Source organism: Leptolyngbya sp. FACHB-671 (genome assembly GCF_014695745.1).
Classification (GTDB): Bacteria; Cyanobacteriota; Cyanobacteriia; order Elainellales; family Elainellaceae; genus JAAUTN01.
In genome coordinates this window covers 60,719-74,320 of the sequence record NZ_JACJOV010000163.1, presented here as the reverse complement: position 1 = coordinate 74,320, position 13,602 = coordinate 60,719, and the positions used below count along the sequence as shown (strand labels likewise).

10 protein-coding genes and 1 tRNA gene are annotated in these 13,602 nt (G+C 50.3%); 6 read left to right on the top strand and 5 right to left on the bottom strand.

Translation table 11 applies throughout. From position 1 onward, the window contains the following. Positions 1 to 176 precede the first annotated feature (176 nt). Together H6F93_RS30720 and nrdJ are read right to left on the bottom strand one after the other, a co-directional pair. The gene (locus H6F93_RS30720) at positions 177 to 392 is read right to left on the bottom strand and encodes a ssl0294 family protein (protein ID WP_190689463.1); all 216 of its coding nucleotides are present in this window, start codon (positions 390 to 392) and stop codon (positions 177 to 179) included. 134 nt (positions 393 to 526) lie between these two features. Then, positions 527 to 2,701: a ribonucleoside-triphosphate reductase, adenosylcobalamin-dependent gene (nrdJ, locus tag H6F93_RS30715; protein ID WP_190689460.1), complete on the bottom strand. Its 2,175-nt coding sequence runs from the start codon at positions 2,699 to 2,701 to the stop codon at positions 527 to 529. Positions 2,702 to 2,957: 256 nt separating this feature from the next. On the opposite strand from nrdJ, the gene H6F93_RS30710 reads away from it, so the two are divergent. Further along, entirely contained in the window at positions 2,958 to 3,539 is a 582-nt protein-coding gene (locus H6F93_RS30710; protein ID WP_190689457.1) for an Npun_F5749 family FMN-dependent PPOX-type flavoprotein, read from the top strand. A gap of 127 nt (positions 3,540 to 3,666) precedes the next feature. Here H6F93_RS30710 and cysE read toward each other — a convergent pair whose 3' ends face one another. From cysE to H6F93_RS30695, 3 genes are all read right to left on the bottom strand, one after another. Further along, on the bottom strand, positions 3,667 to 4,494 hold the full coding sequence (gene cysE, locus H6F93_RS30705) for a serine O-acetyltransferase (RefSeq protein WP_190689454.1): 828 nt from the start codon (positions 4,492 to 4,494) through the stop codon (positions 3,667 to 3,669). Between the two features lie 139 nt (positions 4,495 to 4,633). After that, positions 4,634 to 5,122: a hypothetical protein gene (locus tag H6F93_RS30700; RefSeq protein ID WP_190689451.1), complete on the bottom strand. Its 489-nt coding sequence runs from the start codon at positions 5,120 to 5,122 to the stop codon at positions 4,634 to 4,636. 229 nt (positions 5,123 to 5,351) lie between these two features. Further along, complete coding sequence (locus tag H6F93_RS30695; RefSeq protein WP_190689448.1) at positions 5,352 to 6,470, bottom strand: hypothetical protein; 1,119 nt, start codon at positions 6,468 to 6,470, stop codon at positions 5,352 to 5,354. A gap of 448 nt (positions 6,471 to 6,918) precedes the next feature. On the opposite strand from H6F93_RS30695, the gene H6F93_RS30690 reads away from it, so the two are divergent. The 5 genes from H6F93_RS30690 to H6F93_RS30670 all read left to right on the top strand — a co-directional run bounded on the left by H6F93_RS30690 (position 6,919) and on the right by H6F93_RS30670 (position 13,532). Then, the gene (locus H6F93_RS30690) at positions 6,919 to 8,022 is read left to right on the top strand and encodes a calcium-binding protein (protein ID WP_190689445.1); all 1,104 of its coding nucleotides are present in this window, start codon (positions 6,919 to 6,921) and stop codon (positions 8,020 to 8,022) included. Between the two features lie 313 nt (positions 8,023 to 8,335). Continuing rightward, complete coding sequence (gene uvrA, locus H6F93_RS30685) at positions 8,336 to 11,443, top strand: excinuclease ABC subunit UvrA (RefSeq protein ID WP_190689442.1); 3,108 nt, start codon at positions 8,336 to 8,338, stop codon at positions 11,441 to 11,443. 1,022 nt (positions 11,444 to 12,465) lie between these two features. Next, the gene (locus H6F93_RS30680) at positions 12,466 to 13,152 is read left to right on the top strand and encodes an ArsR/SmtB family transcription factor (protein ID WP_190689439.1); all 687 of its coding nucleotides are present in this window, start codon (positions 12,466 to 12,468) and stop codon (positions 13,150 to 13,152) included. Between the two features lie 57 nt (positions 13,153 to 13,209). After that, a tRNA-Ala gene (locus H6F93_RS30675) sits at positions 13,210 to 13,305 on the top strand. An 89-nt stretch (positions 13,306 to 13,394) separates the two neighbouring features. Continuing rightward, positions 13,395 to 13,532: a hypothetical protein gene (locus tag H6F93_RS30670; protein WP_190689436.1), complete on the top strand. Its 138-nt coding sequence runs from the start codon at positions 13,395 to 13,397 to the stop codon at positions 13,530 to 13,532. Positions 13,533 to 13,602: the final 70 nt, after the last annotated feature.

The following is a 13,602-nucleotide window of genomic DNA, read 5'->3' as shown; positions in this document are numbered from 1 at the left end:
CAGAATTGCGGTTAATTGAACAACCTGACCAACCACCCATTAACGGTAGGGGCGCAGCATTCGGCAGATAAACCCTAGAATGAGCCAAAGTTTCTGCCCAAATGCCACGCCCTACCGGGATATTCGCGACTGTTCAAACCAACTTGCAAAACCAAGCAGTACGTTAGTCAATTGCGCTAGTCAATAGATATCGACTGTGGCCCACCGTTGCTACTGCCGTTGCTGCTATTAGTCGTGGAATAGGACGAGGTACCCGATTGCTGATCAAGCCAGGTTTTAACCGGATCTTCAGCCAGGTTTAGCCGAAACAACCCTGAAAAGAAACCGCCCGCAAACGCTAAAGGTTGGGCTGTCAATTCTCTGAACAAGGGGGTAAGTTCATCAATAAACATGGCAGGACTTCTCGCTAGAACTTTTGATCATGCTAAGTAAACAAACGCTTATAAAGCCAGAGATTGCTCCAAGGGGGACTTTCCCGACTTTATAACGGTAATGCTGACCCGATCGTAACGCGAAATTCGGAGACTCAACCTTTCTGCTCTGGCATCATGCATTTGTCGCTGTCGCAGCCTGCGGGGCCTTCGACGCTGAGTTCACCGGAATCATAGCGTGTGAGAGCCGCATAGAAATCATCGGTTCTCTGGCGCGACTGCACCTCACGCTGAAGCTGGACGTAGGTAGCGCGATCGATTTTCTCAAACGGCAAACGTGGGAACGGCGCGTCAAATCGAGCTAGTAGTGCCGCACTGATGTAGCCCTCATCATGGGCGATCGCCCCATAAATCCGTTCTGCCAATAGCTCAATTTCGTCTTCCCGCAGCTCAATCGTGGCACTGGTGTTGTGAGCCGTGTAGTGCTGCTGCACCTGCATGTAGAAGTCAAACTGAGCCAGCGCTGAGAATTTCTCAATCTCAATTTCATCGGCTCCCGGCAGATTTGCCCAGGGCACCTCAACTGGAATTTCTACCAGCCATTCGGTGCAACGCGGATCAAATGGATCATCCAAAAGCTGACCATTTTCATCCTTATCGGACTGAGATGGCACAATCCTATAGCCATACTCTAGGCAAGCTAGGGCAACCGGATCGTTTTTGCGGAAGGTAATCCGCCGGATGAAGCGCTGTGCTTTGGGTGGGTGCCATCCGGGACTCGCACCTGTGAGCAATGATTTGGTTCCCGCAGGCTGAACGGTGGTGCAGCGGTTGGGACGCTTGATTTGGTGGCGATCGCAATATTCCCACACAACCCGATGCACAATCTCTTTCCAGTGGCTCAGATATTCCTGCTCTCGCTGCTTAAACTCCAGTCCTTTCATGGTGTCGGGACGACCCGCTTCCCACCAGCGCAGCCACTCCACACCAAACGCCCGCACAAAGAAGTCAAACAGCCCAGTAAAGGAAACGCCAACAATTGGGTCATCAGCACGCGACTCCTGATAGCGCGGCTCCATAAACCGATGCTGAAGTAATGCCGCTACCGATAGTGCCCCAGCAGTAAACGCTTCCTCCTGTTCGGCAAAATTTTCGGGATCAAGCTGATTGAGGTGGACTTCAGCCAAATTACAGTGAAAGTTTTGCCCCAAAATTTCGCCGCAGGGATTCAGACCATAGCGTCCTTCGCCTTCGGCTCGTCTCTCGGCTTCCCCAGCCCACTGAATCGCGCCCTCGCCGGAATAGTACTGTTTACGAACGGCTTCCGTGCATTCCTCTGAAGTGGGCTTGCGGTGAAACACCCGCGTGTGGTTTGCCATGCGTAGCACGTCGCGTTCGGGGTCAATCCGCCAGTTGCCCGCTTCGTCCTGCATCCAGAGATTTTCTTTTGCCGTTGCGGCAGACTGATCTTCGCTGTCAAACTGACGCATTCCAGCCGATCTGCGAATATTACCCGCTACCACACAGGCAGCGGCTTCATCGATCAGCAGGCAGCATTCGATCGAGCTAAGCTGCCGTCCTAGCGCTTTATTTAGAATTGCAGCACAGCGCTCATACAGTCCTGGTAAACGAATTGGGTTTGCAACGCCACCAAATCCCTTTAGCCTTTCCCCAGCAGGACGAACATTGCTGAGGTCGATCGCCACCTGCACGACACCCGAAAACTGCTCATCGGTGGAAAGCTCTAGCAGCGATTGGTAAGACTTAACCCAACCCTGGCGGCTATCGCCAACGCAAATCTGCACCTGATCTCCAGAGATTTCAACCGTTGTTTCATCTCGCCGCCGCTGGACCGGAGTAGACCCAATCGCCCCCTCCATGGTCACCACCAATCGATTGCGGATTGCGGGCAGTTGGTTGATGTACTTTGGCTCTAGCACGGCTCCTGTGCCGCATCCCATCATGGCTAAATCCATCATCAGCCCAAACGATCGCCAGTCTATGACATTGGTGCTAGTGCAGTTATAGGCTCCCGAAAAGTTTTCAGATCTCTCTACCCACTCTGTGCCACCAACCCACAGCCAACGACCAGAGGGCAGGCTTTTAAGCTGTCGCTGCATTCGACCGAGCAGATTGGCTTCGGTAGAGGTGAGCTTGCCTAACCGAATGATGCCGCTGAGCGTGCGATCGCACACTTCATCCCAGGTTTCGCGCAGGTTTTCTGCCTTTTCTCCCCGACGGCTGTATGTCCGATAAAACACCGGATTCGCAGCCGGAGCGGCTTCAGGAAACTGGCTACTTTGACGGGTACGTTCGATGTCTTGAACCATAGGTCAAATCTCGTTAGTGTTACAGGTAGGGTTGAGGCGATGTACCCCGTAGATGTAGTGTCTTACCCTTAAAATGAACACTATATACGCTAAAACCCAGAAAGATCTATCAAGATCTATCCAAATAAACACTTTGGCTGAAATAGGCGAAAATTGAATGCAAAGTTTCCTTGCCTGCTCAATCCAACCGGGCAAGATGCCCATTCCTAAAAAGGCTCGGAACAATGCCCTAGCCCCCAACCCCTAGCCCCTTCCTATGCCTTTAGCTCCGTGGCGATCGCCCCTTTCCCGTGCCCTGCACCGCAACCGCTCCCTGGTCTATGCCCGTTACCTTCAACTGGCGACCGTTCGGGCGGATGGTCGTCCTGCCAATCGCACTCTAGTGTTTCGCGGTTTTTTGGACGATAGCAATCAGCTTAAATTTGTCACCGATTCTCGTAGCGAAAAGGCAGACCAAATTCAGCATCAGACCTGGGGAGAAATCTGCTGGTACTTTCCCAGTACCCGCGAACAGTTTCGACTAGCGGGTGAATTAACTTTGGTAGGACAAGACTTTAACGACGGCACACTCACAAAAGCCCGTCAGACAATTTGGCAGGAGCTTTCTGATGTTGCCCGTCTGCAATTTGCCTGGGCGCATCCTGGGAAATCTCGATTAGAGGACGATGCTTTCTCACCGCCGTCCCCTGATCTGGCGTTTCCCTTGCCTAATTTTTGCCTGCTTCTGCTAAATCCTGAACAGGTAGACCATCTGGAGTTGCGAGGCGATCCCCAGAATCGCTACCTGTATCTGCGCGATCAGAACCAGGAATGGTCAAGCCAATCGGTGAATCCGTAGGCTGCTGTGTAGGGGCAAAGCATTAGGTCGCAAACTCTGCAATCCAACCACAATCTCTCTACCGAATGCTTTGCCCCTACAGATACCGCTATTCCACGAAGGATTTGGGACTATCTATTTACCAACTCTAGATCCCTGCGCCGTCTAGAAATTCTTCAATGACTTTGTCTCGAATTCGGCAGCTAGCCTGCGCTTCGGGCTGGCTACCATTTTTAGACATACCATTTTTGGGCAGGCTTCCATTCAAGCTGTTTCTATTTCTATTTAAGTCAACTGTATCTAGCGCTAAAACTAGTTCACGTGATTGACCTGCTGGAAGTGGGTTTTGCTGGAGGCTTTGCAACTGTTGCTCCAGGGATTCTAGGCGATCAACCAGTGCTCGAATCACTTGCGCTTCGGAGTCAGGCAGGCGTCCATGTTCTAACGGCTCGACCCGCTCACCCGAACGATAGACAATTCGACCCGGCACACCTACTACCGTGCAGTCTGAGGGCACATCCCGCAGCACTACAGAGCCAGCGCCGATTCGCACATTGTTGCCAATTTCCAGATTGCCTAATACTTTTGCTCCAGCACCGACAACAACATTTTCACCCAGAGTAGGGTGGCGCTTGCCGCTCTCTTTGCCTGTACCACCGAGGGTAACTCCCTGATAGATCAGCGCATAGTTGCCAATGATTGCTGTTTCGCCAATCACAACGCCCATGCCGTGGTCGATGAAAACGCCACAACCGATCGCAGCACCAGGGTGAATCTCAATTCCGGTGAGGAATCGGGCAATGTGGGAAATCAGCCGAGGCACAAACGGAAGCTTGAGCTTGTAAAGTCTGTGAGCAAAGCGATGCAGAATTAGGGCTTGTAAACCGGGGTAGCAAAACAGCACCTCTAGCCAGTTACGAGCCGCAGGGTCACGCTCAAAAATGATGCGGAAATCAGCAATCAGAGTGGTTAGCACGAGTAGTTACCCCGTTAGGTAAGACAAACCACTCTCTATCGTAGCGTCACATCGGGTCGAAGAGAGGGACGTTCTCCCAGCGGACTTATTTCATCGCTGAAACTGACGCAAACAAACGGGTTAGTTACCGGTTTAGGCACTATTCACGCACAGTTAGCGTGTATTCATGTCGACTCCCCGACTCAAAGGCACCGACCCAAACCTTGTAGGTTCCAGCTTGCCAGCTAGAATCTTGAATGCTGGCATCGGTGTTGGTGCGTCCGGTATCATCGCCGCAACGAACAGTACTATCGCTTGGACCTTGTACCAGTAAGGTGGTATCGCCGCCGCCACTATTAACTTGAAGCGTGAGTTGAGAAAAGTCTTGCTGAAGCACCAGAATATGGTCGGGCGTGGTGTCAGCGAACCCAACACAAAGGTTTTCGGAGCGATCGCGGTTAGCAATTGACGAAAGGGAAAACGAACCTTGGGTATATCCCTGCACGGTTCCATCGGCAGATGAGAAGCCGGGGGACAGCGTCAGGGAGTCGAAGTTAGCGCTTTGGGCTAACACAGGTGCAACTCCTAAGGTCGCTAACAAAGCCAGGAAGCCCGTCCACTTTAAGGACGGGAGGACAAACTTAGACATCGATAAAACTCCTCATCACAGGTGCAATGTAGTCTGACCCACATCGCTAGGGAAACACGAACTGACCAAACTGACAAATCTGATACACAATTCCAGTTTATCGTGTGCGCTAGAAGACTGGTTTGGACGCTGTGATGTTCCTCATCTACGGATGGGGCAAAAAAGGGTTACAGATGGAAAGGGGCACCCGCGTCGCGAATGCCCCTTCCCATCTGTTCTGTATTATCCACTAGCGGACATCTGGATAGCCAGGAAGGCGATCGCCCGGTGTCCATGCGGTGGGATCGTCGAAGACCTGAACGGACTCATTATTCTGGTCAAACGTGATTCTCAAGCGGTTTGTTCTACCAACCACGAGGTAGCCCGACTGCCAGGAATCATCGTTGAGAATAGGGCTAAATCGAACCCTATAGGCTCCTGGTGACAGATAAACCGTTTGCACTCCGTTGCCAGTGAAGGAGACTTCTTGAGCGGTATTAATCCCTTCAATCCAAACGGTTGTCCAGTTGTTATCGAGAGACGTGAGCTCAAGGATAGTTGCCTCAACTAGAGCAGGTCGATAGGTGCGCTGCCAGGTATCCCAGTGCCAGCGAAGCACATTCTGCTGTTCTTCCCAATCTCGCCAAACAGCAGCTTGATGTTCCTGGTTTCTGTAAGCAGCTTCGTCCTGCCGTTCCCGTTCTTCTCGCTCTCTCACATCCCAATCATCGTCAGCATTCTGGTACCAATCGTACTGGTTACGGCGTTCGTAGCGATCGCTCTGCCAGTCGTCATCACCATAGTCGTAGTCATCATCGTGGTCATCGTTATCGTAATAATCATCGTTATCGTAATAATCATCACGATCAAAGTAGTCGTCCCGGTCAGAGTCGCGGTCGCGATCATCCCGCCACTCTTCACGGGCTTCTTCTTGGCGATCGCGATCGCGATCCTCCTGCCATTCCCGCTCGGCTTCCTCTTCCCACTCTTCCTCCTGCCACTCTTGTTCTTGCTGTTGGCGGGCTTCTTCCTGCCGTTGTCGATCTTGTTCTTGCGCTTGCCGTCGTTGCTCCTGCTGTCGGCGGGCTTCAACCGGCCGCTGCCGCTGCTGTTCTTGCTGTTGACGAATTTCTTGGCGACGTTGTCGTTGGGCGTCCTGACCGGGGCGGGACTGTTTCGTGTTTGCTTCTGTTGACTGGGCTGAGTCGCAGATCAAGCAATCCTGCGAAGCGATCGCAGTTTGAATTTCAATTTCACTCTGTTGAGTTTCTGCATCAGGTGAGGCAAGAGGCAAAACAGAGACAGCTTTAGCGGGTGCGGCAAAGCTAGTAGCTGTAAGTAAAACCAGCGCAGCAATGGGGAGTTTCATAACGCCTTATACCTTAAGCAGGAGCAAAACCAAGTCAAGTATGATCTGATATTCCTTTTGACACTAGCCTGTTTTTTTGGCAACCGGATCGCTTCCTACAACTGGGTCACCCAGCTGGGTGAAGTTTGTACTTTTAGAGATGGATTGATCGATCGGTGACGCAGCTTCTTCTAAGAAGTTCCTTCGCAAAATAAAGCTACTTTAATTAAAGCTTTTTTGCGCCAAAGAAAGCCATTTTTGAAATAATTTGTGAGGGTAGCGATCGTCCCCATAGAGGTCTTTTAACTTCCTATTTTTATTGGGTTAGAGAGAAACTTACTAACCCTCTTCTTCGTCTTTGTAGCTAGTTCAAAATCACCTGGTTGGGCTAGTCGTCTGGATGAGGTGTCAACACTTGCACCCAGCCTAATCTGGTCAACAGAGACTCAAAAAACAAAAGCGTAAACCTATGGCAACCTACTACGGAAACTCCAGAGATAATGACTATATCGGCACCTTATCGAATGACTTGATTTACGGCTACGATGGTGACGATCGTCTAGACGGAAATAGCGGCAACGATCGAATTTATGGCGGTGATGATGAAGACATTTTGTTTGGCTATAGCGGAGCAGACCGGCTCGATGGTGGTGACGACGAAGATAGACTCTATGGCGAAAACGGCAACGACTATCTAGAAGGAGACAACGGCAACGATCGCCTCTATGGTGACAGAGGAGATGATCTGCTCTATGGCGGCAGAGACAGGGATTATCTGAGCGGCGGCACTGGCAACGACCGGCTCTATGGCGAGGATGATAGCGATCGCCTGGTTGGGAATGACGGTGACGACGACCTTTACGGTGGGGACGGCAACGACACCCTCTATGGCAGTGATGGCAAAGATTACCTCAGCGGTGGTGAGAACGACGACCGTCTTTATGGTGAAGAAGGCGAAAACTTCTTAGAAGGCGATAACGGTCAAGACCAGCTATTTGGTGGAGCTGATGAAGACCTGCTCTATGGCGAGGAGGGTAACGACCGTCTTTATGGCTATGCCGACGAAGACGCACTGGTTGGCGGCAACGGCAACGACTACCTCTACGGCAGCACTGGTAGGGACAGGCTAGACGGTGGCAGCGGCAACGACCGCCTCTACGGTGGCAGCGGCGGCGATCAATTACTTGGTAACTCCGGCAGAGATATCCTGGTGGGAGCCGATGAATTTGCGACGCGACCTGGCGCTGGTGAAATTGACAGTCTCACAGGTGGTGCAGACATCGACCGTTTCGTTTTAGGCACTACCCAGAAGGTCTTTTACGACGACAGAAGCAACAGCACCGGATCTGCAGACTATGCGCTGATTAAAGACTTCAATACTGCCGGAGACAAAATCCAATTGAAGGGGACAGCCGCCAACTACTTCTTGCGTCCCTCATCTTCTTCTGGTTCCTTGCCCGGAAGCACAATAATTTACTTCAACAAACCTGGCGGCGAACGAGATGAAATAATTGGTGTGATTCAAGGAGTTAGCAACCTCAGCGCAAACGGTCGCTATTTTTCCTATGTTTAGGCAAAACGAACAGTTTAGAGCAGTGGGTTGAATAATTTGCCTTCTGCCGAAGGCAAGAGGTGAAAGGCAAAGGGCAGAGAGCAGAAGCGGTTTTATCGGCTTAAGCTTCTGCTTTTTGTGCTTTGCCTGCTTCTGCGCCCAAAGATCTACTGGCATCTAAAACGCATGTACTAATGTGGCAAGTCGAGGTAATATAGGAGGCTAATAATCCTATGCCTTGCGTGGGTCTTTCCTGCGACTCCCCAAGAGTTAGCGGTAAGATTATTAAGAACTATTTCCATATTTTCGGTGGAAGCGCAAGAAGTTTGCCTCTATGCCTACTCGTGCCAAGGCTTCAAGGTCCCAGATTAAAGAACAGAATGGACATCCTGTGGATGGCGATCGCCCTAACCCTCCAGTCAATTTGCATAACCCGCAAAATACGATTCGGATTCGGGGAGCGCGACAGCACAACCTGAAAAATATTGACCTGGAACTGCCCCGCGATCGCCTCATCGTCTTCACGGGTGTTTCGGGTTCAGGCAAGTCCTCCTTAGCCTTTGACACAATTTTTGCTGAAGGGCAGCGTCGCTATGTCGAATCGCTCAGCGCCTACGCCAGACAGTTTCTAGGACAGGTCGATAAGCCTGATGTCGATGCGATCGAGGGTTTAAGTCCAGCAATCTCGATCGACCAGAAGTCTACCTCCCACAACCCCCGCTCGACCGTGGGCACGGTGACGGAAATCTACGACTATCTGCGGCTACTGTATGGGCGAGCCGGGGAACCGCACTGTCCCCATTGCGATCGCTCCATTGTGCCGCAAACGATCGATCAGATGAGCGATCGCGTTCTGGCATTGCCTGACCGGACTCGATTCCAGATTCTTGCGCCTGTCGTGCGCGGTAAAAAGGGAACGCACAAAAAACTGCTTTCAAGCCTCGCTTCAGAAGGATTTGTGCGAGTTCGAGTGGATGGCGAAGTGCGAGAACTGAGCGACTCAATTGAGCTGGACAAAAACCAGTTTCACAATATCGAAATTGTGGTCGATCGCCTGGTCAAGCGAGACAACATTCAGGAACGCCTGGTTGATTCGCTGGGCACCTGTCTGCGCCGCTCCGGTGGCATCGCCATTATTGACCTACTGAAGGAATCAAAGGGCGATCGCTCGGATAAATCTACAGCAAAATCGGGCGAAGGCTCGAACGTGATCCCGATCGCACCGGGACAGTTGGCGATCGCTGCTGAGCTAGGCGGCAAATACGGTGGCCCCGCACCTCAACCGGAAATTGACGACTCAGACGAGGACGATCAGCCCGTTGAGCTAGTCTTTTCCGAAAACTTTGCCTGCCCAGAACACGGAGCGGTAATGGAGGAACTGTCGCCCCGCCTATTCTCCTTTAACTCGCCCTACGGAGCTTGCCCCAACTGTCATGGCTTAGGCACGCTTCGCACCTTTTCTGCCGAACTGGTGGTGCCCGATCCCGCTTTGCCTGTGTATGCGGCGATCGCCCCCTGGTCTGACAAAGACAATACTTATTACTTTTCGCTGCTCTTTAGTGTCGGTAAAGCCTTTGGCTTCGAGATCCAATCCCCGTGGAATCAGCTTACGCCCGACCAGCAGCACGTAATCTTGCATGGTTCTGAGGAGAAGATTCATATTGAGTCCGATTCCCGCTACCAGGAAGGCAAAGGCTATCAGCGCCGCTATGAGGGCGTGTTGCCGATGCTAGAACGGCAGTATCGCGAATCTACTTCAGAGGTTTACAAGCAAAAGCTAGAGCAATATCTGGTTGAGCAACCCTGCGAAGTCTGTAAGGGCGATCGCCTCAAACCTGAAGCGCTGTCGGTGCGGTTGGGGCAATGCCGCATCAAAGACCTAACCAGCGTTGCTATTCGCGATTCCCTGAGTCGAATTAATGGACTGGAATTGAGCGATCGCCAAGCCCAAATCGGCGATCTGGTGCTGCGCGAGATCAAAGCCCGTCTGCAGTTCTTGCTGGATGTTGGACTTGATTACCTTACCCTCGACCGCACCGCCATGACCCTCTCTGGCGGAGAAGCGCAGCGAATTCGACTGGCAACCCAAATCGGCTCCGGTCTAACGGGAGTCCTCTATGTCCTTGATGAACCCAGCATTGGACTGCACCAGCGCGATAATGGTCGCTTGCTCCGCACCCTCACCCGTCTGCGCGACCTGGGTAACACGCTGATTGTGGTCGAACACGACGAGGAAACGATTCGTGCTGCCGATTACCTGGTAGACATTGGCCCCGGTGCAGGTGTGCATGGTGGCAGCATTGTCTCTGAGGGATCGCTAGAAGATTTGCTGAAAGCGCCAGATTCCCTCACGGGTGCTTATCTGTCGGGACGCAGCCTCATCCAAACACCAGCCGAACGACGGAAGGGAAATGGGCGATCGCTCAAAATCAGAAATGCTCACCGCAACAACCTGAAGACTGTCAGTGTTGAAATTCCGTTAGGTAAGCTAGTTTGCGTCACGGGTGTATCTGGCTCCGGCAAATCAACACTGATAAATGAGTTGCTGTATCCTGCAATTCAGCATCACTTTGGGCGCAAAATTCCCCAGCCCAAAGAGATGAAAGAACTAACGGGGTTGAGTTCTTTGGATAAGGCGATCGTGATTGACCAGTCCCCCATTGGTCGCACTCCTCGTTCTAACCCTGCCACTTACACAGGTGTGTTTGATGTAATTCGCGATCTGTATGCCGAAACGATTGAGGCAAAAGCCAGAGGTTACAAACCGGGGCAATTCTCCTTTAACGTCAAAGGTGGTCGCTGTGAAGCCTGCGGTGGTCAGGGTGTCAACGTGATCGAGATGAATTTCTTACCTGATGTGTATGTCCAGTGTGAAGTCTGCAAAGGCGCACGCTATAACCGGGAAACACTCCAGGTGAAGTACAAAGGCAAGTCCATCTCCGATGCGCTCAACATGACTGCCGACGAAGCCCTTGACTTTTTCCAAAACATCCCCAAAGCTGCGGCTCGTCTGCAAACAATGGTGGATGTTGGTCTAGGCTACGTCCGCCTTGGGCAAACTGCTCCTACCCTCTCAGGCGGTGAAGCACAGCGTCTCAAACTGGCAACCGAACTCTCCCGTCGCGCCACCGGAAAAACTCTTTACCTAATTGACGAACCGACCACCGGACTCTCTTTTTACGATGTCCACAAACTGCTAGACGTGTTGCAACGCCTGGTAGACAAAGGCAACTCTGTCCTGGTGATCGAACACAACTTAGATGTAATTCGTTGCTCCGACTGGGTAATTGATCTAGGTCCAGAAGGGGGCGATCGCGGCGGTGAAATTGTTGCAGTGGGAACTCCTGAAGCTGTGGCAGAGTGCGATCGCTCTTACACAGGTCAATATCTCAAACAAGTCCTGGCTCAACATCCACCCATGCCAGCAGAAGCAGAAGAATAGTGAGAGGATGCTCAAATAACCTATAACCGGCAACCCGCAGGGGCGCGGCATTCGGCAGACACCCTCGAAAATAAACAGAAAACTCCCGCCCGAATGCTACGCCCTAAAGATATTCGCCATCCTCCAAAAACTCAAATCAACTCTACAGATCTGAGACAATCGAACTAAAACTTCAACTCAATTAACATCCTGCTGTTCTATCTGTTCTATATGTGTTCTCTGCAAGGGCGTAGCATTCGGTAGGTAAACCCTAGACTAGACTGAGAATTCTTGTCCGAATGCTGCATCCCTACAGGCTGCCGGTCCACGTATTTAACGCAAGAAGAATAATCGAATCTGGTCGTGTTTTGATAACTGACGACGAATAATTGAACGCCAAGTGTAGAGATGTCAAGCTACAGAGCAGCTTGATAAATTGCATGTCGATATATGGGTTCAGGGATAGGTCTACCTTCTACTTATGCTTCTTGTAGCTGTTGGCACAATTTTAGGATTACTCGGTATCTACGCAACTGATTTATTTCAAGCCAAGGAGGAAGAGTAGAGAGCTTAGGCGATCGCCTCTCAAAAGAGCGATCGCCTAAGCTAGGCAGATCCCCTAAACCTAAAGATAATGCGAGACAGTCAGTTTCTGTCCAATTACAAATTTGGACATCAATGTACTCCGTACACCGCGTACTATCTGATTTGGAAAAACAATACTTCTGAATGCGATCGCTCTTAAAAAGATGCGTGGGTCCTGCTTTTTCTAAGTTTCCTATATAAAGAATCGTTCTTTGTGTCCACTCATTTACGGTGTGCGATCGCTCTAGGAGGCTGCATGACAATTTCTTTAGAATAAGGCGATCGCACTTTGAAAAGCTATGCTAATGTTTAAAGGTGGAATCGATGTATCCTTCCTTCAACTCTGTACTTAAACAATCAAGCTAACACTTAACTGAATTTATGGTGTGATTTATTGTCCTTTGATAGAGATTGAAGGAGAGAATTTCGTATCTTTTAATCATCACTAATATCAGTAATTGCAGGCGAATGAACAACCCTTTGTTGTGCGACTGCTGCAAGCTGTGGAAGGAGGAAGGCAGATGGAAGCGCGAGGGTTAAATGGCAACGACGACCCATTGATTTCAATTCTAAAGACGGTACGCAGAACTACTTGGGAAAAGTATCTGAAAATTTTGTTGATGGCTTCTGATTCCGATGGCACCACAATGAATCAAATATCGCTGGAATTAGGAGAAAAACCTCAGAGTATTCATCGCTTACTTAAAAGGATGATGGATCGTGAGGCTCTAACACGCAAAAAACGTGGCACTGAATTTTACTACCATTTGACTCCTGATATCTCACGAGAGGAAATAGAATCGCAGCTTAAAGTGATTACGGATGGGGATGCTATAAACGCAGTACCGCTATTGGATCTGGGCAATGGTGAAAACATTGAGCAAAGCCAGTTTGACGAGGATCAATTACAGGTATCACAAGTCATGAATGTACAAGAAGCTTCAAACAAAAAAGGTGATCGCCCTTCCAAAGAAGTTTCCATGAGTCAATCAATGGAATGGAAAGAAAAGATGCTCCGACTTCGGTTATCAAAACTTCCCGCACTTCCAGAATTCAATCCTGATTGGAGTGATGAGAAGCAAGGCAAGTGGTTCACTCTGTACGAAAAGATTATTGAACTTCAGGAAGGACAAAATAATGACTAATAAACCAAAGGCGGATAGACCGCCGCCTATCCGCCTTTGAAGTTATGGTTTTCGTGACTGGTTCTGGCGTAATTGGTAGCCGCACCTTACTCGCAATAAGGGGGAAATGGAGCTGTCACTCCTGCCGTAAGGGTTCAAGTCCCTTGATCCAGACGATAAATGGAGGGATGATTTCCATTCCTCCATTATAACTCGTTCTGTACGACTAAATGTTTTTGCAGTTCCCTTGGAGGTTTAAATACATGGTACAACGCTTAATGACTGTTGATAAATCCGCAGCTAGTTCAGTCATTCGTTATTTAGATGCTGACATTACTCTGGCTAGTAGCATTGCAGAGAGAACTAATGATAAGAAGGGTTTAGAGCGGTTAGAAGCTTGAATCAAAGGGAAGAAAATCCGCAATGAGCATACAAGAATTCTCAAAGTTCGCGGCATTCAATCTGGGCTTG